Origin of the sequence: Kitasatospora sp. NPDC056731 (genome assembly GCF_040687675.1) — a bacterium.
Lineage (GTDB): Bacteria > Actinomycetota > Actinomycetes > Streptomycetales > Streptomycetaceae > Kitasatospora.
In genome coordinates this window covers 1-19714 of record NZ_JBFBNR010000023.1, presented here as the reverse complement: position 1 = coordinate 19714, position 19714 = coordinate 1, and the positions used below count along the sequence as shown (strand labels likewise).

General features: G+C 72.8%; 20 protein-coding genes. 14 read left to right on the top strand and 6 right to left on the bottom strand.

Annotation, left to right across the window (positions count from 1 at the left end):
* The first annotated feature begins 91 nt into the window (after positions 1 to 91).
* The 3 genes from AB0R04_RS23505 (at position 92) to AB0R04_RS23495 (ending at position 2629) form a co-directional block, all read left to right on the top strand.
* Positions 92 to 691, top strand: coding sequence for a DUF5998 family protein (locus tag AB0R04_RS23505; RefSeq protein WP_063349374.1), 600 nt, complete (start codon positions 92 to 94; stop codon positions 689 to 691).
* 35 nt (positions 692 to 726) lie between these two features.
* Positions 727 to 1914: a nucleotide pyrophosphatase/phosphodiesterase family protein gene (locus AB0R04_RS23500; protein ID WP_063349375.1), complete on the top strand. Its 1188-nt coding sequence runs from the start codon at positions 727 to 729 to the stop codon at positions 1912 to 1914.
* A gap of 61 nt (positions 1915 to 1975) precedes the next feature.
* Positions 1976 to 2629, top strand: a complete 654-nt coding sequence (locus tag AB0R04_RS23495; protein ID WP_063349376.1) for a thymidine kinase — start codon at positions 1976 to 1978, stop codon at positions 2627 to 2629.
* A 17-nt stretch (positions 2630 to 2646) separates the two neighbouring features.
* Here the strand turns inward: AB0R04_RS23495 and AB0R04_RS23490 are convergent, their stop codons facing one another.
* Positions 2647 to 3387 carry a VOC family protein gene (locus AB0R04_RS23490; protein WP_347878564.1) on the bottom strand — a complete coding sequence of 247 codons (741 nt, stop codon included), beginning with the start codon at positions 3385 to 3387 and terminating at the stop codon, positions 2647 to 2649.
* Positions 3388 to 3569: 182 nt separating this feature from the next.
* Here AB0R04_RS23490 and AB0R04_RS23485 point away from each other — a divergent pair, with 182 nt between their 5' ends.
* A complete protein-coding gene (locus AB0R04_RS23485) occupies positions 3570 to 4445 on the top strand; it encodes a sulfurtransferase (protein WP_363374262.1) in 876 nt (291 codons plus the stop codon).
* Positions 4446 to 4502: 57 nt separating this feature from the next.
* Here AB0R04_RS23485 and sepH read toward each other — a convergent pair whose 3' ends face one another.
* Positions 4503 to 5579 carry a septation protein SepH gene (gene sepH / locus AB0R04_RS23480; protein ID WP_079135886.1) on the bottom strand — a complete coding sequence of 359 codons (1077 nt, stop codon included), beginning with the start codon at positions 5577 to 5579 and terminating at the stop codon, positions 4503 to 4505.
* A 517-nt stretch (positions 5580 to 6096) separates the two neighbouring features.
* Here sepH and AB0R04_RS23475 point away from each other — a divergent pair.
* Entirely contained in the window at positions 6097 to 6981 is an 885-nt protein-coding gene (locus AB0R04_RS23475) for a hypothetical protein (protein ID WP_363374259.1), read from the top strand.
* Here the strand turns inward: AB0R04_RS23475 and AB0R04_RS23470 are convergent, their stop codons facing one another.
* Complete coding sequence (locus tag AB0R04_RS23470) at positions 6982 to 8304, bottom strand: D-arabinono-1,4-lactone oxidase (RefSeq protein ID WP_363374257.1); 1323 nt, start codon at positions 8302 to 8304, stop codon at positions 6982 to 6984. It lies immediately after the preceding gene.
* Positions 8305 to 8408: 104 nt separating this feature from the next.
* Positions 8409 to 9665, bottom strand: a complete 1257-nt coding sequence (locus AB0R04_RS23465) for an MFS transporter (RefSeq protein ID WP_363374254.1) — start codon at positions 9663 to 9665, stop codon at positions 8409 to 8411.
* A gap of 127 nt (positions 9666 to 9792) precedes the next feature.
* Between AB0R04_RS23465 and AB0R04_RS23460 the strand changes: the two genes are divergently transcribed.
* Positions 9793 to 10950, top strand: a complete 1158-nt coding sequence (locus AB0R04_RS23460) for a ferrochelatase (protein ID WP_363374252.1) — start codon at positions 9793 to 9795, stop codon at positions 10948 to 10950.
* A gap of 33 nt (positions 10951 to 10983) precedes the next feature.
* Entirely contained in the window at positions 10984 to 11802 is an 819-nt protein-coding gene (locus AB0R04_RS23455; RefSeq protein ID WP_363374250.1) for an inositol monophosphatase family protein, read from the top strand.
* A 141-nt stretch (positions 11803 to 11943) separates the two neighbouring features.
* Here AB0R04_RS23455 and AB0R04_RS23450 read toward each other — a convergent pair whose 3' ends face one another.
* Positions 11944 to 12129: a hypothetical protein gene (locus AB0R04_RS23450; RefSeq protein ID WP_030057688.1), complete on the bottom strand. Its 186-nt coding sequence runs from the start codon at positions 12127 to 12129 to the stop codon at positions 11944 to 11946.
* A 442-nt stretch (positions 12130 to 12571) separates the two neighbouring features.
* On the opposite strand from AB0R04_RS23450, the gene AB0R04_RS23445 reads away from it, so the two are divergent.
* From AB0R04_RS23445 to AB0R04_RS23430, 4 genes are all read left to right on the top strand, one after another.
* A complete protein-coding gene (locus tag AB0R04_RS23445) occupies positions 12572 to 13225 on the top strand; it encodes a response regulator transcription factor (RefSeq protein WP_063349384.1) in 654 nt (217 codons plus the stop codon).
* Positions 13226 to 13343: 118 nt separating this feature from the next.
* Positions 13344 to 14627, top strand: coding sequence for a HAMP domain-containing sensor histidine kinase (locus AB0R04_RS23440; protein ID WP_063349385.1), 1284 nt, complete (start codon positions 13344 to 13346; stop codon positions 14625 to 14627).
* A 240-nt stretch (positions 14628 to 14867) separates the two neighbouring features.
* The gene (locus AB0R04_RS23435; RefSeq protein WP_363374247.1) at positions 14868 to 15851 is read left to right on the top strand and encodes an acyl-ACP desaturase; all 984 of its coding nucleotides are present in this window, start codon (positions 14868 to 14870) and stop codon (positions 15849 to 15851) included.
* 473 nt (positions 15852 to 16324) lie between these two features.
* On the top strand, positions 16325 to 16624 hold the full coding sequence (locus AB0R04_RS23430) for a DUF4193 domain-containing protein (protein WP_030057692.1): 300 nt from the start codon (positions 16325 to 16327) through the stop codon (positions 16622 to 16624).
* A gap of 294 nt (positions 16625 to 16918) precedes the next feature.
* On the opposite strand, the gene AB0R04_RS23425 is transcribed toward AB0R04_RS23430, so the two are convergent.
* On the bottom strand, positions 16919 to 17368 hold the full coding sequence (locus AB0R04_RS23425) for a DUF3093 domain-containing protein (RefSeq protein WP_363374245.1): 450 nt from the start codon (positions 17366 to 17368) through the stop codon (positions 16919 to 16921).
* A 135-nt stretch (positions 17369 to 17503) separates the two neighbouring features.
* Between AB0R04_RS23425 and AB0R04_RS23420 the strand changes: the two genes are divergently transcribed.
* The 3 genes from AB0R04_RS23420 (at position 17504) to AB0R04_RS23410 (ending at position 19422) form a co-directional block, all read left to right on the top strand.
* Positions 17504 to 18082, top strand: coding sequence for a PaaI family thioesterase (locus AB0R04_RS23420; protein ID WP_063351415.1), 579 nt, complete (start codon positions 17504 to 17506; stop codon positions 18080 to 18082).
* Positions 18079 to 18546 (top strand): dUTP diphosphatase, encoded by a 468-nt coding sequence (dut, locus tag AB0R04_RS23415; protein ID WP_363374244.1) that lies wholly within the window; start codon positions 18079 to 18081, stop codon positions 18544 to 18546. Before AB0R04_RS23420 ends, dut begins: the two co-directional genes overlap by 4 nt.
* A 69-nt stretch (positions 18547 to 18615) precedes the next feature.
* A complete protein-coding gene (locus tag AB0R04_RS23410; RefSeq protein ID WP_363374242.1) occupies positions 18616 to 19422 on the top strand; it encodes a DUF3710 domain-containing protein in 807 nt (268 codons plus the stop codon).
* Positions 19423 to 19714: the final 292 nt, after the last annotated feature.

Here is a 19714-nt window from a genome sequence, read left to right as displayed (position 1 = left end):
CTTCCTTGGTTGCGCCTGCCTGTGGGCGCTGTTGTCCGAAGCTCGGCGCCGTGCCGCCCGCTTCGTCGGCGGACCATGCCAGGATGGAGTTATGGCGAAGACCGGTACCACCAGCACTCAGGACCTGCGCTCGGCGATCGAGCGCAGCGGTTACTACCCGGCCCTGGTGTCCGAGGCGGTCGAGGCCGCGGTGGGCCCGGAGCCGATCAGCTCCTACCTGGTGCACCAGGAGACGACCTTCGACGCCAACGAGGTGCGTCGGCACGTGACGGTGCTGGTGCTGACCCCGACGCGGTTCGTGGTGAGCCACACCGACGAGCAGTCGGGGGACGCGGGCAGTCCGGCGGTGCCGTTCGCGACGACGTCGACGGAGAGTGTCCGGCTGGACCGGATCGGTTCGGTCGTGCTGAGCCGGATGGTCGCGAACCCGGAGACGTACACGCCGGGGACGCTGCCGCGCGAGGTGGTGCTGACGATCGGCTGGGGTGCGGTGCAGCGGCTGGACCTGGAGCCCGCGGGCTGTTCGGACCCGAACTGCGAGGCTGACCACGGCTACACCGGTTCGGCGACGGCTGACGATCTCTCACTGCGGGTGAGCGAGGCCGGTGACGGCCCGGAGACGGTGGCCCAGGCACTGGTGTTCGCCCGCGCGCTCTCCGACGCGACGATCAGCAACGGCCCGCGGGTCTGAGCGCCGCCGCCTTCGACTGCTACGAATCCGGTTTCATGTCCTTCGCACCTTCCGGCGGCTTCGACGCCTTCGAGATCCTCGACCCGGCCGCGGCTCCCGCGCCCCCGTACGGCAGCGGTTCGCTCTGCGACCTGTTGCCCTCGGTGGCGGCGGGCCTGGGCGTTCCGGGTTTCACCGCGACCCTGCCGATCGCCCCGGCGGACCGGGTGGTGGTGTTCCTGGTGGACGGCCTGGGCTGGGAGCTGCTGCTGCGGCACCCGGAGTACGCGCCGTTCCTGTCCTCGCTGGCCGGGAGTTCGATGGGTGGTTCGGGCCGCCCGCTGACCGCTGGTTTCCCGTCGACCACGGCGACCTCGCTGGCCTCGGTGGGCACCGGCACCCCGCCGGGGCTGCACGGTCTGGCCGGGTACACGGTCGCGGTGCCGGGCGCCGGTTATCTGATGAACCAGCTGCGTTGGCAGCCGCACACCGACCCGCACGTCTGGCAGCCGTACCCGACGGTTTTCGAGCGGACGGACGCCGCCGGGGTGGCGACCGCGCAGGTGTCCTCCCCGCTGTTCTCGCAGACGCCGCTGACTAGGGTGGCGCTGTCCGGCGGCACCTTCCTGGGCCGGACCACGGGCGAGGAGCGGATGGACCTGGCGGCTTCCTGGCTGGCCGAGCACGACCGGGCGCTGGTCTACACGTACGTCAGCGAGCTGGACGGTGCGGGCCACCGCTTCGGGGTGGACTCGGACGAGTGGCGGATGACCCTGGACGCGGTGGACCGGCTGGCCCGCCGGCTGGCCGAGCGGCTGCCGCCGCGGTCGGCGATGTACGTGACCGCCGACCACGGCATGATCGACATCGCGCCGGAGGACCGGATCGACTTCGACGAGGACTGGGAGCTGGGCGCCGGCGTGGCCCTGCTGGGCGGCGAGGGCCGGGCCCGGCACGTGTACGCGGTGCCCGGTGCGGCGGCCGACGTGTTCGCGGTCTGGAGCGAGGTGCTGGGCGACCGGATGTGGGTGGCCACCCGGGACCAGGCGATCGCGGCGGGCTGGTTCGGTCCGGTCGTGGACGAGCGGGTGTACGGGCGGATCGGCGACGTGGTGGCCGCGGCGCGGGACGACATCGCGATCACCGCCTCCCGCAACGAGCCGGGCGAGTCCGCGATGATCGGTCTGCACGGTTCGATGACTCCGGTCGAGCAGTTCGTGCCGCTGCTCGAAGTTCGCGGCTGAGCCCGGTCCTTGACTCTTCTGTGCCCGAACTCCCCTGATGTGAAAGGCCTTTGCTCCACCCATGGCTGAACTGGTGTTCTTCTCGGGCACGATGGACTGCGGCAAGTCGACGCTGGCGCTGCAGATGGACCACAACCACTCCGCCCGCGGCCGGCAGGGCCTCATCCTGACCCGCCACGACCGGGCCGGTGCGGCGACCATCTCCAGCCGGCTGGGCCTGCGGGCGGACGCGGTCGAGGTGACGGACGACTTCGACTTCCACGCGTACGTGGTGCACCGGCTCTCGGCGGGCGGCCGGGTGGACTACCTGATCTGCGACGAGGCGCAGTTCTTCGCCGCCGAGCAGGTCGACCAGTTGGCCCGGGTGGTGGACGAACTCGACATCGACGCCTACACGTTCGGGATCACCACGGACTTCCGCACCCGGCTTTTCCCCGGCTCCCAGCGGCTGATCGAGCTGGCCGACCGGGTGGAGGTGCTCCAGGTCGAGGCGCTGTGCTGGTGCGGTGCGCGGGCGACGCACAACGCCCGGACGGTGGGCGGGGTGATGGTGGTCGAGGGCGCCCAGGTGGTGGTCGGCGACATCTCGGTGAACGAGGACGAGGTCGGGTACGAGGTGCTCTGCCGCCGGCACCACCGTCGCCGGCTGACCGCCGCGACGGCCCGGGCCTCGGTGCTCTCCCCGGACGTGCTGCCCTTCGAGCAGCAGGTCTGAGTCCTGTCCTGGGCGCGCTAGCGGAGTTCCAGCACCGAGAAGTGCCCGCCCTGCGGGTCGGACAGCCGGGCGGCGCGGCCGCGGGCGGTGTCGTGCGGTGGGACCAGGACGCGGCCGCCGAGTCCGACGGCGTGCCGGGCGGTGGCGTCGGCGTCGCGGACGGCGAAGTGGACCCGCCAGCGGGGCGGATGGCCGCGCAGTTCGGCGCGGTGCCGGATGCCGGCGACCGGTTGCCCGTGCACGAGTAGCGCGGACTCGTCGTCGGCGTGCCGGACGGGGCGGTCGAGTACGGCGGTGTAGAAGGCGACGGCGCCGTCGGTGTCGGGGGTGAGCAGTTCGGTCCAGGCCGGTCCGCCGGGTTCGGGCCCGGCTTCCCGGCCGGTGTGCTCCTCGCCCTGCCAGAGGCCGAAGACGGCGCCGGAGACGTCGGCGGCGATGGCCATCCGCCCGGCGCGTTCGGCCTGGAGCGGCCCGACGGCCACGGTTCCGCCGCAGGAGCGCACCAGTTGGGCGGTGTGGTCGGCGTCGTCGACGGCGAAGTAGGTGGTCCACTGCACCGGGAAGCCGGTGGCGGTGGAGACGCCGAGGCCGGCGACCGGTGCCCCGTCGAGTTCGGCGCGGACGTAGGCGCCGAGCTGGCCGGGGCCCGGGGTGTAGGTCCAGCCGAGCAGGTCGGCGTAGAACGCGCGGGCGCCGGCCAGGTCGTCGGTCAGCAGGCTGACCCAGCAGGGGGTGCCCTGGGCCAGTCGGAGTTCCACCGCGGGCAATGCGGGCCTCCTCATGGGTGGTTGGCGCAATGGGTGGTTGGCGCACGGAAATCCTCGCGCGCGAGGGTGATGCTTCCACTCTGGCGCGCGTCGAACCCTCGGGCCGCGCGGAAATTCCGGCAAAGAGCGCACAAAGAGCGGCGGGGTGGCGGCGCTGCGCGACAATGGCCGCCATGACCACCTACAACGACGGTTCCCCGCTGATCTCCGCGGCCGGGCTGGTGCAGGCGCTCGCCTCCGCGCGCCCGCCGGTGCTGTTGGACGTGCGCTACCGGCTGGTCGGTGCCGCGCAGTCCGGCCCGACCGCCGTCGAGGAGTACCGGGCCGGGCACCTGCCCGGCGCCCGCTTCGTCGATCTGGACCGGGACCTCGCGGCCCCGCCGGGCGCCCCCGGCCGGGGCGGCCGCCACCCGCTGCCGGAGCCGGAGGAGTTCGGCGCGGCGATGCGCCGCCTGGGGGTGGACTCCGGCCGCCCGGTGGTGGTGTACGACGGCGCGGCCTCGCTGGCGGCGGCCCGCGCCTGGTGGCTGCTGCGCTGGGCCGGGCACCGGGACGTCCGGGTGCTGGACGGCGGGTACGCGGCCTGGTCGGCGGCCGGACTGCCGGTGACGGCGGAGGTCCCGGCGCTGGCGGAGGGTGATTTCAAGCCGGTCCCGGGGCAGCTGCCCGTGGTGGACGCGGACGGCGCGGCGGCCTGGGCGCGCGGTGCGCTGCTGCTGGACGCCCGGGCGGGGGACCGCTACCGGGGCGAGAGCGAGCCGGTGGACCCGCGCGCCGGGCACATCCCGGGCGCGGTGTCGGCGCCGACGGCCGAGAACGTGGCGGCCGACGGGCGGTTCAGGTCGGCCGCGGAGCTGACGGCGCGGTTCCGCGCGCTGGGCGCGGGTGAACGGGAGACGGCGGTGTACTGCGGCTCGGGGGTGACGGCGGCGCACCAGATCCTGGCGCTGGAGGTGGCGGGCCTGTCGGCGACGCTGTACCCGGGGTCGTGGAGCGAGTGGTCGAGCGACGAGGCCCGCCCGGTGGCGGTGACCGACCAGCCGGGCTGAGCCGGGGCATACGTCAGGGGCGGGAGGCCGGGCCTCCCGCCCCTGACGTATGGGCTGTTACTCCTGCTTCTTGCGCCGGCTGCCGAAGACGATCTCGTCCCAGCTGGGCACGGTGGCCCGGCGGCCGGGCCGGACGCCGTCCGCCTCGGCCTGGCGGTCGGTGGTGCCGACCAGGCGCTCGCGGTGCGGGGCGACGGCCCGCGGCATCAGGATGTCGGCGTAGGCCGAGCCCGCGCCGACCGCCGGTGCGGCGGCCGCGGCCGCCTCCTCGCTCTCCTCGGCGACCTCTGCGGGCACCGGTTCGATCGGGGCGGGGCCGACGGCGAGGTCGCCGCGGAAGGCGGGGACCACGTCGAGCAGGCTGGTCAGGGAGTCCCTGGACTCGGCGGTGGCCTCGCGGGACTCGCGGACTTCGCGGGCGGACATGATGCGGTCGGCGGAGGGCCGGTCGATCATCGGGCGGGGCGGCCGGTCCTGGGGGAGCCGGGCGATCCGCGGGATGAACGGGAAGACCGACTCCTCCTCGCGCTCGACGTTCTCGCCGATCAGCGCGCGGGCCTCGTCGTCGTTGGGCTGGACCAGGCGCCGGGGCGGGTCGTACGTCCAGGAGGCGCTGCGGCCCTCGTCGTCGGCACGGTAGGCGAGGATGACCTCCCAGGTGCCGTCGTCGCGCCGCCAGGAGTCCCAGCGTTCGGTGTCCTTCTCGGCGCCGCGCAGCGCGAGCCGCTCGGCGACGGCCTCGCCGAGCTGGGGCCCGGTGGATTCGCCGTTGCGGCGGATGGCGGTCTTTCGGGCGCGTTCGGCCATGAAGGCGCGCTCGGCGAGGACCGGACCCTCGAAGCGGCGGACCCGGTCGACGGAGATGCCGGCGGCCTGGGCGACCTCCTCGGCGGAGGCACCGGCTCGTATCCGGGCCTGGATGTCCCGGGGCCGCAGATGGCTCTCGACCTCGATCTCGATCTGGCCGAGGCGCGGACGATCCCCGCGGATGGCGGCGCGCAGCCGCTCGTCGATGGGAAGGGTGTACTCCGTGCTGTCGGCAGCCTTGAGCACCAGCCGTGTGCCGTCGTTGCTGACGGCCACAACCCGCAGTTCGGGCACGGTTACCTCCCGGGTGGTGCCTGCCGACGTCACCTGCGTCGCTGCTCCCGTACTGAGTGTGGCCTGCCCACTCGCGACTGGCCACAACCTTGCTGAGTTCCCCGGCGTGTCGGGCATACGCCCGGTCACGCCGCTGTGGCACGGTTGCCTTTTTGCCACGCCATCCGTCGACGTCGCGCCTGGGTGCCCCGGCCGTCCTCGCACGCGGAGTGTTCGCGACGGTCCGGGACGGGCGTCGCCGTGCGTGCCTGTTCCGTGGCTCTTCGTCAAGCTGCCGGTGTGGGCGCAGTCGACAAGTCGACCCAAGGCTCAGGCTTTACGAACAGTACTCCATTCGTGGCATCCGAAGGGGCGGCTCGCCGCTCAAGTCTCCCGCGATTCACGGGAATCTCAAGAGCGCATGCCCCCAACGGCGGACCACCGACGGGTGAACGGTGATCATCTTCACATATATCGGGGCCGGAGAACCGCATTTTCGTCCCTTGTGTCCTTCTTTGGGCAAGATGGAGTGACTTGTTCGAGGAACAGTCGTACGGACCGAGGGATGTTGATGCCGGAGCGGAGCCCCGCCGAGGGGGGCGGCAAGAAGGAGCGCAAGCGGATCGATCTGAGTGTGGCTCAGGTCGCGGCGAGTGCGCTGGCCACGGTGGTGGGGGCACTGTTCGCCTCCGAACTCGGCGTGTACGGAACGATCCTGGGTGCGGCGGTGGTCAGTGTCGGGGCCACCACCGGCGGTGCGGTGTTCCAGCACATCTTCCGGCGTACCGGCGAGCAGCTGCGTGAGGCGGTGGTGGACCGGGGGCCCGGCCACGCCGTGAACGGGCTGCGCCAGGTGCCGGAGCGCCCGGTGGAGCCGGCGCCGTCGGCGATCTCCTCGGAGTGGAACGAGCCGCAGGTGGTCCGGGCGCGTCGGCGGTGGACCTGGAAGACCTACGCGGCCGTGTCGGGGCTGGTGTTCGTGGTGGCGATGACGCCGATCCTGGCGTTCGAACTGGCCACCGGGCAGCCGGTGTCGGCGACGGTGAAGGGCGAGTCGGGCAACGGCACCTCCTTCGGTGGCGTGGTGAGCCCGAAGTCCCCCTCCCCGCGGGAGGCGCCGCCGACGGAGCGGCCCTCCACCGGCGGCGGGCACGGCTCGGAGCCCTCGCCGTCCGGCGGTGCCTCGGCCCCGGCGACGACGCGGCCGAGCCGGGAGCCGAGCGCGGGCCCGAGCACGAGCCCGAGCGGTGGGGCCGGTGAGCACGGCGGCGGTACGGCCTCGCCCTCGGCGGGCCCGAGCGCGACGCCGTCGGCCGGTTCGTCGCCGACCGCGGACGGCGGGAAGCCCTCCGGCACCTCCGGCGGGGCGAGCCCGCAGCCGCCGGTGCCGAGCAACGCCCCCGCCTCCGTGGCCCCGCCGCAGCCCGCGGCGCCGACCCAGGGCGCCACCCCGTGATCAGGCGCCGAGGACCCGGCGCAGGTAGTCGTTGCCGAACACGCGCTGCGGGTCGACCTCGTCGCGCAGGGCGGTGAAGTCGCCGAAGTGCGGGTAGGCGCTGGACAGGTACTCGGCGTCCCGGGTGTGCAGCTTGCCCCAGTGTGGGCGGCCCTGGTGGGCGCACATCAGCTGTTCGACGCCGGTGAAGTAGCCCTGGTCGGCGGTGCCCCGGTAGAGGTGGACGGCGATGTAGGCGCTGTCCCGCCCGGAGGCGGTGGAGAGCCAGAGGTCGTCGGCGGGGGCGAAGCGCACCTCGACCGGGAAGCCGATCTTCCAGTCGGAGCGCTCGACCAGGGCCTTCAGTTCGCGCAGCACCCCGGCGACGGCCGTGCGCGGCACCGCGTACTCCATCTCCACGAAGCGCACCTTGCGCGGGCTGGTGAACACCCGGTGCGCGGTGTCGGTGTAGCTGCGGTCGGACCAGGCGCGGCTGGCCAGCGAGGCGATGGCGGGGATGCTGGCGGGGAAGCGCCGGCCGACCCGGCAGGCGCCCTCCCAGACGGTGTTGGAGAGGAAGTCGTCCTCCAGCCACTCCTTGAACCGGGGCAGCGGGGCGGCCGGGCCCTGGCTGCGGTTGTTGCGCTTGGTGGCGCAGCGGTCGGTGTGCGGGAACCAGTAGAACTCGAAGTGCTCGTTGACCGCGGTGAGGTCGTCCAGCCGTTCCAGCACCTCGTCGAAGGCCATCGGCTGCTCGTGCGCGGTGAGCAGGAAGGCCGGCTCGACGGCGAAGGTCAGGGCGGTGATCACGCCGAGGGCGCCGAGGCCGAGCCGGGCGCCTTGGAAGAGCCGGGGGTGCTCGGTGGGGGAGCAGCGCCGGACGCTTCCGTCGGCGAGGACGATCTCCAGGGCGCGGATCTGGGCGGCGAGCGAGCCGGAGTCGCGGCCGGTGCCGTGGGTGCCGGTGCTGGTGGCGCCGGCCACGGTCTGCACCTCGATGTCGCCCATGTTGGTGAGGGAGAGGCCCTCGGCGGCGAGGATCCGGTTGAGCCGGGCGAGCGGGAGGCCGGACTCGACGGTGATGGTGCCGCCCTCGCGGTCGATCTCGCGGACGGCGGTGAGCGCGTGCGGGCGGAGCAGGACGCCGTCGCCGGCGGAGGCGATCGAGGTGAAGGAGTGGCCGGAGCCGACGGCTTTGACGGTGCGGCCCTGTTCGGCGGCGCGCAGGATCTCCTTGGCCAGTTCCTCCGCGGTGCCGGGGGTGGCGGCCCGGGCGGGCCGGGCGCTCTGGTTCCCGGCCCAGTTGGTCCACCGGGTGGGGGTCGCGGTACTGGCCTGGGGCATGGCGCCGCCTCCTGCTCCGTGGCCGACCGGGGTCGGCGCGGTCCGGGGCGGTGGGGGCCGCCCTACCCGCGGGTAGGCCCGCGGGTAGGGAGAGATTAGTCAGTTCACCGTTCGAGGTCTACGGTCTGTTCGGCCGCTTCGGCGGGCTCGTCGACGGCGAGTCCGGCGCGCAGCCGGCCGAGCCCGGCGAGCGCGGTGACCACGCCGAAGACCCCGGCGGTCAGGGGCACCCAGTAGCCCGCGGCGGAGCCGGCGGCGTCCACCACCCAGCCGCCGGCGGAGGAGCCGACGGCGACGCCGAGGGCGAGCCCGGTGGTCGTCCAGGTCATGCCCTCGGTCAGCTGGGCGGCCGGGACGAGCCGTTCGACCAGGGCCATCGCGGTGATCAGGGTGGGGGAGATGGCGATGCCCGCGATCAGCAGCGCGCCGCCGACCGCGATCAGCCCGCCGACTCCGCGCACCGACTCGGCGACCAGCAGCAGCGGCGCCATGCTGAGCGCCATGAACAGGACGCCGGCGAAGAAGCGGCCGGCCATCGAGCCGGTGAGCTTGAGGGTGCCGAACACCACGCCGGCCAGGCAGGAGCCGAGCGCCCACAGTGCGAGGATCACGCTGGCGAGGGACTTGTGCCCCTGGGTTTCGGAGTAGGCGACGGTGACGACCTCGACCGAGCCGAAGATCGCGCCGGTGGCGACGAAGGTGAGCATCAGCACCTGGAGGCCGCGGTTGCGGATCACCGAGCCGCCGACGTGCCGGGCGCCCGGGTGGATCGGCGGTTCGGTGGCGCGCTGCCCGGCGAACAGCAGGACGCCGACGGCGAGGAAGACCCCGGCGAGCAGGACGCCGGCCTCGGGGAAGACGGAGGTGGCCAGGCCGATCGAGAGGATCGGGCCGACGATGAAGCAGACCTCGTCGACGACGGCCTCGAAGGAGTACGCGGTGTGCAGCTTGGGGGCGTCGTCGCGGTACAGGTGGGCCCAGCGGGCGCGGACCATCGCGCCGGTGCTCGGCATGACGCCCATGCCGGCCGCGAAGACGAAGAGTGTCCAGTCCGGCGCCTTGAACCGGGCGCACAGCAGCAGGCCGACCACGGCGACGATGGTGAGCGCCATGGCCGGGACGATTATTCGGCGCTGCCCGTGCCGGTCCACCAGCCGGGAGACCTGCGGGCCGAGCAGCGCGGCGGAGATCGCCAGGGTCGCCGACACCAGGCCCGCCACCCCGTAGGAGCCTCTCAGCTGGGAGAGCATGGTCACGATGCCGATGCCGGTCATGGAGATCGGCAGTCGGGAGACGAAGCCGGTGGAGGAGAAGGCCAGACTGCCGGGGGAGGCGAATATCTGGCGGTAGCTGGACAGCACGGGAGCTCCGCGGGGGTAAGGAACGAGGCTGGCGAACACAGCTTACGTACCTTGGCAAACAGTATTTTCCGGACATCCTCGCAGCCCCGACGGGGGTCTCCGGCCCCTCAATGGCAGGATCGGTGCCATGTCCGACGCGCGCAAACCCTCACCGTCCGGCGCCGCCCCGGCAGCACCGCAGCCGTACGACGCCCTGCTGCTGCTCTCCTTCGGCGGGCCCGAGGCCCCCGAGGACGTCGTTCCGTTCCTGGAGAACGTGACCCGGGGCCGCGGCATCCCCAAGGAGCGGCTGAAGGAGGTCGGCAAGCACTACTTCCTGTTCGGCGGGGTCAGCCCGATCAACGAGCAGAACCGCGAACTGCTCGCCGCGCTGCGCAAGGACTTCGCCGAGCACGGCTTGGACCTGCCGGTCTACTGGGGCAACCGGAACTGGGCGCCCTACCTGGTGGACACCCTGCGCGAACTGGCCGCCGACGGCCACCGCCGCGTCGCCGTCCTCGTCACCAGCGCCTACGCCGGCTTCTCGGGCTGCCGCCAGTACCGGGAGAACCTGGCCGACGCGCTGGCCGCCCTCGCCGCGGAGGGCCTGCCCGAGCTGCGGGTCGACAAGCTGCGGCACTTCTACAACCACCCCGGGTTCGTCGAGCCGATGGTCGACGCCACCCTGGCCGCCCTGGCGCGGCTGCCCGAGGACGTCCGGGCCGGCGCCCGGCTGGCGTTCACCACCCACTCCATCCCGGACGCCATGGCCGAGACCTCCGGCGCCCCGGACGACCCGGCCCGCGGCCGCCCCGGCGGCGCGTACGTCGCCCAGCACCTGGACGTCGCCCGGCTGATCGCCGAGGCCGTCGCCGAACGCACCGGCGTCGCGGACCGGCCCTGGGAGCTGGTGTTCCAGAGCCGCAGCGGCGCCCCGCACACGCCGTGGCTGGAACCGGACATCTGCGACCACCTGGAGGCCCAGCACGCCGACGGCGCGCCCGCCGTGGTGATGGTCCCGATCGGCTTCGTCTCCGACCACATGGAGGTCAAGTACGACCTCGACACCGAGGCCGTCGCCAAGGCCGCCGAACTCGGCCTGCCGGTGGCCCGCGCCGCGACCGTCGGCGCCGACCCGCGGTTCACCGCCGCGGTGCGCGAACTGGTCCTGGAGCGGGCCGCCGCCGAGCGCGGCGAGCCGGTGACCCGCTGCGCCCTCGGCGCGCTCGGCCCCAGCCACGACGTGTGCGCGGTGGCCTGCTGCCCCAACCCGCGAGCCCCCCGCCCGGCCGCCGCCGAGCGCTGACCGCCCGTCCCGTTCCCCCCGGAGGAGAGACCCGTGCCCACCCCCGCCCTGCCCGACGACCGGCTCCTCGACGACCTGCTGGAGGTCGCCCTGGACGCGGCCCGGCAGGCCGGCGCCCTGCTGCGCGACGGCCGGCCCGCCGACCTCGGGGTGGCCGGCACCAAGAGCAGTCCGGTCGACGTGGTGACCGAGATGGACCTCGCCTCCGAGAAGCTCGTCCTGCAACTGATCACCGAGCGCCGCCCCGAGGACGGCTACCTCGGCGAGGAGGGCGCCGAGCGGGCCGGCACCAGCGGGGTGCGCTGGGTCGTCGACCCGCTCGACGGCACGGTCAACTACCTGTACGGACTGCCCTCCTGGGCGGTCAGCGTGGCCGCCGAGCTGGACGGCCGGGCGGTCGTCGGCGTGGTGTACGCGCCGGCCCGCGGCGAGCTGTTCCACGCCGTCCTCGGGCGCGGCGCCCGGCTCGACGGCCGGCCGCTCTCCACCCGCCCGGCCCCGCCGTGGGGCCAGGCGCTGATCGGCACCGGCTTCAACTACGTCCAGTCGGTGCGGACCCGCCAGGCCGAGGTGCTGGTGTCCCTGATGCCCGAGGTGCGGGACATCCGCCGGGGCGGGGCCGCCGCGGTGGACCTGTGCGACGTCGCCGCCGGGCGGCTGGACGGCTACTACGAGCGCGGCCTCGCCCCCTGGGACCGCGCGGCCGGCTGCCTGATCGCCGCCGAGGCCGGGGCCCTGGTCGGCGGCCGCCCCGGGCACGGCCCGGACGGCGAGCTGACCGTGGCCGCCGCCCCGGGCGTGTACCAGCCGTTGCAGGAGCGGCTGGCCGCGCTGCGCGCCTGGGCGGACTGAAGACACGCCCTGGGCCCTTGGACGGCCCTGGACAGCGAAGAGCCCTGGCATACGGGGGATGCCAGGGCCTGGGGTTTTCGCACGACCCCCGCAGGGCCGCTGGTGCCGGAGGTCCGGCGTCGGGTCGGAAGGTCGGGTGGATCAGGCGGCGGTGCGGTGGCGCTCCAGCACGGTGTCCACGCCGTGCTCGGCGGCGAGCCGGCGGAGGTCGTCCAGCTCGGACTGCTCCACCTCGGCGAGGAACTCGTCCCCGGCCTCGATCGCGCGGTGCAGATCCTGCTCGGCGTTGGCTATGCGCTGCAGGATTCCGGCCTTGAAGGCGTCCATACGGGCCCCCTTACTGTGTCGGACGTGCACGGTCGTACGTTCTCCGCCCCGAGGAGGTGTGGCCAGCGGCAGCGCCCCGTCCGGCAGGTCGTGAATCTCCGGTCGAGCGCGGAGACGGCCTTCGGCCGCTCCCGGTGACGTCCCAGCCCCAGGGCCGGCGCGGATGAACGCACGGCGGGTGGGTGCGATCGGCCAACAGCCAGATCGCGGGTGTGAAGCTGTCCTCCCCGCCGGGGAGATGGGGAAACCTTCCGGCCCGAGAAAGTTGCCTGTGTCACAGTCCAACCGGACTGGTCCCGACACGAACGGTCATCACCCGCTGCCAACGCTCCGTGCCTGGGCGGCAGCTTATCGCTGCTTTACCGGCGGACCAGGCAGGATGGAGGCACCGTCGGAGCCGCGCGTCCGCTTCCGGGGCCGGCCTGGAGAAGGGACAACGATCGTGCGGGTTCTCGTCGTCGAGGACGAGCAGTTGCTCGCCGAGGCTGTCGCCACCGGCCTGCGCCGCGAGGCGATGGCCGTCGACGTGGTGTACGACGGGGAGGCCGCGCTCCAGCGCATCGCGGTCAACGACTACGACGTCGTGGTCCTGGACCGCGACCTCCCGCTGGTCCACGGCGACGACGTCTGCCGCAAGGTGGTCGAACAGGGCCTGGCGACCAGGGTGATCATGCTGACCGCCTCCGGCGACATCAGCGACCGGGTCGAGGGCCTGGAGATCGGCGCGGACGACTACCTTCCGAAGCCGTTCGCCTTCAGCGAACTCGTCGCCCGGGTAAGGGCGCTGGGCCGCCGCGCGACCGTCCCGCTGCCCCCGGTGCTGGAGCGGGCCGGCATCTCGCTCGACCCGGGCCGCCGCGAGGTGATCCGCGAGGGCCGCACCGTCCAGCTCGCCCCCAAGGAGTTCGCCGTCCTGGAGGTGCTGATGCGGGCCGGCGGCGCCGTCGTCTCCGCCGAGCAGCTGCTGGAGAAGGCCTGGGACGAGCACACCGACCCGTTCACCAACGTCGTGCGCGTCACCGTGATGACGCTGCGCCGCAAGCTCGGTGACCCGCCGGTGATCGTCACCGTCCCGGGCTCCGGTTACCGGATCTGACCGGACCCGCCGGACCACCTGACCGGATCCGAGCGGACCGGACCGGATCCGTTCGCCGGACCCGGTCGGACTCCACCCACCCCGCGCCCGCCCCGGCGGACGCCCCGAGAGGACCATCATGACCACCCCGCCCCCGGCCGGCGGGCCCTCCGGCGCGCCCGCCGGCGGCCCGCGCGCCGTACCGCCCAAGCCCCAGCACCCACCGCGCGCGCCCCAGCCCGGTCGCTACACCCCCGGCGACGGCATGCTCGCCTGGCTGCCCTTCCGGCCGACCATCCGGATGCGGCTCACCCTGCTCTACGGCGGCATGTTCCTGATGGCCGGCGTGGTCCTGCTGCTGCTGATGTACGTGTTCTTCCAGGACGCCGTGAACAACCTGGCGCCGCGCACGTTCCAGTTCGACGGCAGCCTGCGGGTCAACGGCGTCCCGATGAACAGCGCGCAGTTCAACCAGGAGCAGGCCGGCGACTACCTGCTGCGCTCCAACTCGGCGCTCAACACCCTGCTGCGCAAGTCGCTCACGATGCTGGTCTGCCTCGCCGTGATCGCCTTCGCGGCCGGCTACGCGCTGGCCGGCCGGGTGCTGCGCCCGCTCGGCCGGATCACCCGCACCGCCCGCGACGTCGCCTCCTCCGACCTGCACCGGCGGATCGAGCTGGACGGGCCGGACGACGAGCTCAAGGAACTCGCCGACACCTTCGACGACATGCTGGACCGGCTCGACCGGTCCTTCGACTCCCAGCGCCGCTTCGTCGCCAACGCCTCGCACGAACTGCGCACCCCGCTGGCGATCAACCGCACCCTGCTGGAGGTCCAGCTCTCCGACCCGGCCGCCTCGCCCGACCTCCAGCAGCTCGGCAAGACCCTGCTGGCCACCAACGAGCGCAGCGAACAGCTGGTGGAGGGCCTGCTGCTGCTCGCCCGCAGCGAGAACGAGCTGACCGACCGCCGCCCGGTGGAGCTCTCCGAGGTGGCCACCCGAGCCCTGGAGCAGACCAGGGCCGAGGCGGACCGGCGCGAGGTCGAGCTGCGCTCCAAGCTCGCTCCGGCCGTGGTCGCGGGCAACGGCGTGCTGCTGGAGCGGCTGGCGCTCAACCTGCTGCAGAACGCCGTCCGGTACAACACCCCCGGCGGCTGGGTCGAGCTGGCCACCGCCGAGGTGCCCGGCGGCGGCGAGCTGGTGGTGTCCAACACCGGCCCGGTGGTGCCCGGCTACGAGTTGGAGCACATCTTCGAGCCGTTCCGCCGGGTCAAGGGCGCCGACCGCACCCGCAGCGACAAGGGGGTCGGGCTCGGCCTGTCCATCGTCCGCTCGGTGGTGCGTGCCCACGGTGGCACCATCGAGGCCACTGCGCGCGCCGGTGGCGGCCTCACCATGCGGGTCCGGATCCCCAACCCCTGACCCCGCCCGCCGGGCCCCTCCCGGCCCCGCCGCGCCCTCCCCGCCGCCGCGCTCCGTAAGCGACCGTTCACCGCCGCCCCCGTCAGGCCCGTCAAGACGACATAAGGCCTGGCGGGGGCGGCTTGTCATTTCCTGCCCGAGCAACTTACGGTGTCGTAACCTACGGAACCGTAAGTGCGTCCGCAGACGTGCCCGCCCAACGCGCCCGTCCCGCGCGTGCCGTCCCCCAGGAGCAAGACCGTGACCATCGCCCCTGTGCAGAGCAGCGCCTCCCTCGGATCGACCGGCTGGACCGACGCCCGGCTGATCCTGGCCCTCGAAGAGGTCGTGGAGAAGGAGCTCAACCGCCACCTCGCCGTGGCCAAGGAGTGGATGCCGCACGAGTTCGTGCCGTGGAGCCAGGGCCGCGACTTCGACGGCGTGCTGGGCGGCGACGCCTGGGCCGTCGAGCAGTCCCAGGTGACGCCGCTCGGCCGGGTGTCGCTGGTGGTGAACCTGCTGACCGAGGACAACCTCCCCAGCTACCACCACGAGATCGCCAGCATGTTCGGCCGCGAGGGCGCCTGGGGCACCTGGGTGCACCGCTGGACCGCCGAGGAGGGCCGGCACGGGATAGCCATTCGCGACTTCCTGCTCGCCACCCGGGCCGTCGACCCGGTGGAGCTGGAGCGGGCCCGGATGAGCCACATGTCCGAGGGCTTCGAGTCCGACAACGCGCACAGCATGCTGCAGTCGGTCGCGTACGTGGCCTTCCAGGAGCTCGCCACCCGCATCTCGCACCGCAACACCGGCAAGTACGCCGGCGACCCGCTCTGCGACCAGCTGCTGGCGAAGATCGCCAACGACGAGAACCTCCACATGGTCTTCTACCGGAACCTGCTGAAGGCCGCCCTGGAGATCGCCCCCGACCAGGCCATGCGGGCCGTGGCCGACGTGGTCACCGACTTCCGGATGCCCGGCCACGGCATCCCCGGCTTCGAGCGGGCCGCCGCGCAGATCGCCCTCGGCGGGGTCTACAACCTGCGCATCCACCACGACGACGTGCTGCAGCCGGTGCTGCGCCACCTGCGCGTGATGGAGATCGGCGGCCTCGGCCCGGAGGGCCTGCTGGCGCAGAACGAGCTCGGCGTCTTCCTGGACGGGCTGGACAGCCAGGCGCGTAAGTTCGAGGAGCGCCAGGCCGCGATCCTGGCCCGCCGGGCCGCGCGCAGGAGCGCCGAGTAGGGTGTTCGGCGGAGCAGTCGAAGTGGGTGGATTTTCCGTGGTTTGCCCTGGAAGATTCTGAACGTGACCAAGCTCACATCGTGTCGCTCCGCGACTTCACCCGACCTCGGAGAGTGATCGTCCGAGCTGGGGTGCCGATCGCAGTCCGTGACCGGATTTCGGGTCAGTACCCGGCCGGATGATTGGTCGGCACCCCAGGTGGGCAAGGGAATGGACGAGCGTCAGCGCGGCCCGTGCTCACTGTGAGTGGCCGCCGAGCGGATGCTGGAGGAGGCTGGCGATGGCCCAGCGTGAGGCCTCCCGCAGCCTGGTGGATCACCCCAACGGACCCCTGGCTGAGTGTCGATTGAGTAACAGGGCTTGAAGTAAGGCAAAATCTCCGCCTCGGGTCGGGCACAAGACCGACCCCCCATGCGTTACGTGCGCTGGAGATACCGCACACACCGCACAAACCCGGAGGGGGAGAGCGAACAATGGCAACGGACTACGACACCCCACGCAAGACCGACGACGAGCTCAACGAAGACAGCATCGAGGAACTCAAGGCTCGGCGGAACGACAAGGGCGGCGGCTCTGTCGACGTCGACGAGTTCGACGCGGCCGAGGGCATGGAGCTCCCGGGCGCAGACCTCTCGAACGAGGAGCTCGCGGTCCGGGTGCTGCCGAAGCAGGCCGACGAGTTCACCTGCATGAGCTGCTTCCTGGTGCACCACCGCAGTCAGCTGTACAGCGAGAAGAACGGCAACCCGATCTGCCGGGACTGCGGCGCCTGAGCACCGCGGCGGACAGGGCCCGGCACCCGCGGCTTCCGCGGGGCCGGCACAGCGCCCCTTCCGGCCCCGGGCAGCGGGGCCGGACGGCAGGTCCGGGAGCCGTCCTGACGGACGGCACCGGGAGGACGGAGTCGGCCATGAGCACGTCGGCCGGCACAAAGTCGTAGGGACGGTCCCGCATCAGCGGAACCGTCCCTCTCCGTTTTTCGGGCCTGTGCGCGTTCCGGGGCTGCCCCCGGGCGTGCGCGGGTCCCTCCGCCAGGTGCTGTCCGGCACGATCGGCCGGAGAGCCCCCTAGGTGCGGGCGCCGCGACGGGCCTCCTCCAGCGCCTCCGCCAGCTTCATCGGCGAGCGGGTCGACAGGTAGAGGTAGGGCGTCGGGTCGGACGGGTCGGTCACCTCGATCCGCAGCGCCGTCGGGACGTAGCTGCGCAGCAGCATGAAGGCGCGCGGGTTGGCCTTCGGCCCGCGCCAGGCCACCGCCTCGGCGGGGCTCAGCGGGTGCGCGGTGCCCAGGGCGTCCACCGGGATCCGGGCCGGCCCGGCCACCAGTGAGCCCTGCACCACGCGGATCCGGACCGAGCCGTAGCTGCTGATCGCGACCGAGCCGGCGGCGATGCCGACCACCAGCCCGACCAGCGCGGCCAGACCGCCGACCCGCAGCAGGATCAGGGCGAGCGTGAGCCCGGTCGCGACCGGGAGCAGCCACCAGGAGCGCGGCACCGTGAGGCGTTCGTCGTACATGCCCCCATTGTGGGCGCCCTGACGCCGGCACCGGGACGCCACCCCCACCGGCCGCGCGCCTACCCCTGGGTAGGCTGGGGCCCCGTGACCGGTTCGACCACCCCCACCGCCCCCGCCGACCGGCCGGCGCCCGCGCTGCCGCCGTCCCCGACCACCCCGCCGCCGGACGCCGTACTGCCGCCGCGCGCCCCCGAGGCGCCCGCCCCCGGCACCCGGCTCGGCTCCCACTACGAGCACTGCTTCGGCTGCGGACCGCAACACCCTGGCGGGCTGCGGATCGACGCGGTCGCCGGCGAGGGACTCGACGTCACCGCCGAGTTCGCCGTCCGGGACGTCCACCAGGGCGGCCCGGGCCTGGCCCACGGCGGAGTGCTGACCACCGCCATGGACGAGACCCTCGGCACGCTCAACTGGCTGCTGCACGCCCCCGCCGTCACCGGCCGGCTGGAGACCGACTTCCTCTGCCCCGTCCCGGTCGACTCGGTGCTGCACCTGCGCGCCTGGGTCACCGGTGTCCACGGCCGCAAGATCTACAGCGCCGCCGAGGCGCGCATCGGCGGCCCCGACGGACCGGTCGCGGTGCGGGCGCAGGCGCTCTTCATCCAGGTGAAGCTGGAACACTTCACCACGCACGGTCGTCCCGAGGACATCGAGAAGGTCCTCGACGACCCGGATCTGATGAAGCGCGCACGAGCCTTTGAGGTGAACCCTTGAGCAACACCCCCCGCCCGCCGGTGGACGTCCTGATCAGGCGCATCGACCCCGAGTTGCCGCTGCCCGCCTACGCGCAGCCCGGCGACGCGGGAGCCGATCTGCGCACCACCGTGGACGCCGAGCTGGCCCCCGGTGAGCGGGCCGTCCTGCCCACCGGCATCGCGATCGCCCTCCCGGACGGCTACGCGGCCTTCGTCCACCCCCGGTCCGGGCTGGCAGCTCGTTGCGGAGTTGCCCTCGTGAACGCCCCGGGGACGGTCGATGCCGGGTACCGTGGAGAGATCAAGGTGATCGTCGTCAATCTGGACCCGCGCGAGGGGGTCAGCTTCCGCCGAGGGGACCGGATCGCCCAGCTGGTGATCCAGCAGGTCGAGAAGGCCCGTTTCCACGAGGTGGCCGAGCTGCCTGGGTCGGCACGTGCCGAGGGCGGGTTCGGGTCGACCGGCGGCCACGCCGCGGTCTAGCATTCCCGCGGCCTCGCAGGAAGCCGAGCAGGTATTCGCATCGGTCTTGGACCGGGAAGGACAGTGACCGTGTTCCGTCGTCGCCAGAAGAGCGAGGACGCTGTCGAGCAGCTCGCCGACGACGCCATCAGCGCCGACGAGACGGCCGATGACGTCGAAGGTTCCGCCGAGAGCGAGAACGTGACCGAGCTGGACCCGTCCGACAAGGTCGGCCTGCCGCCGGCCCCGCGGCCGGACGGTCCGTGGGACCACTCCGAGCTGGAGAACCCCGAGGAAGGGCGAGTGGACCTCGGGGGTCTGCTGGTCCCCGGTGTCGAGGGCATGGAGCTGCGGGTGGAGGTCGCCGGTGACGCGATCGTCGCCGCGACCCTGGTCCTCGGCAACAGCGCCATCCAGCTGCAGGCCTTCGCCGCTCCCAAGTCGGAGGGCATCTGGGGGGAGGTCCGGGAGGAGATCGCCAACGGCATCACCGCGCAGGGCGGCCTCATCGAGGAGGAGGAGGGCCCGCTCGGCTGGCACCTCCGCGCGCAGGTTCCGGTGCAGCTGCCGGACGGCACCCAGGGCGTACAGCTGGTGCGCTTCGTCGGTTGCGACGGCCCGCGCTGGTTCCTGCGCGGTGTGATCTCGGGCCAGGCCGCCGTGCAGCCGGAAATGGCCGGAATCCTGGAGCAGGTCTTCCAGCAGACGGTCGTCGTCCGGGGCGAGAGCCCGATGGCGCCCCGCGACCCGATCGTGCTGAAGCTCCCCGAGGACGCCCAGATGGTCGCCGACGGGGGCGGTGCGGCTGCGGCTGCGGCCGGCGAGGGCGACAACCGTTTCGGCGGCGCGGCCCTCGACCCGTTCGCCCGCGGTCCGGAGATCACCGAGGTCCGCTGACCTGGTCCGTGTCGCACTGATCGCCCCTGCCCGAGACCCCGGGCGGGGGCGATTTGCATGTGGCGGGCCTGTCCCCGTACAGTTCCGGAGTCGCCGCGAGAGAGCGGGGGCAAGCGGAAAGCGAATTCCGATGAATGAAACTCCGGAAAACGGAGCGGAAAACATCTGATAAGCTTGAAACACGAAAGAACGAAGCACCCGGAGGGCCCGCTGGAAGGCGGTCCGAAGGAAGTGTCCGTTCCTTGAGAACTCAACAGCGTGCCAAAAGTCAACGCCAGATATGTTGACATCC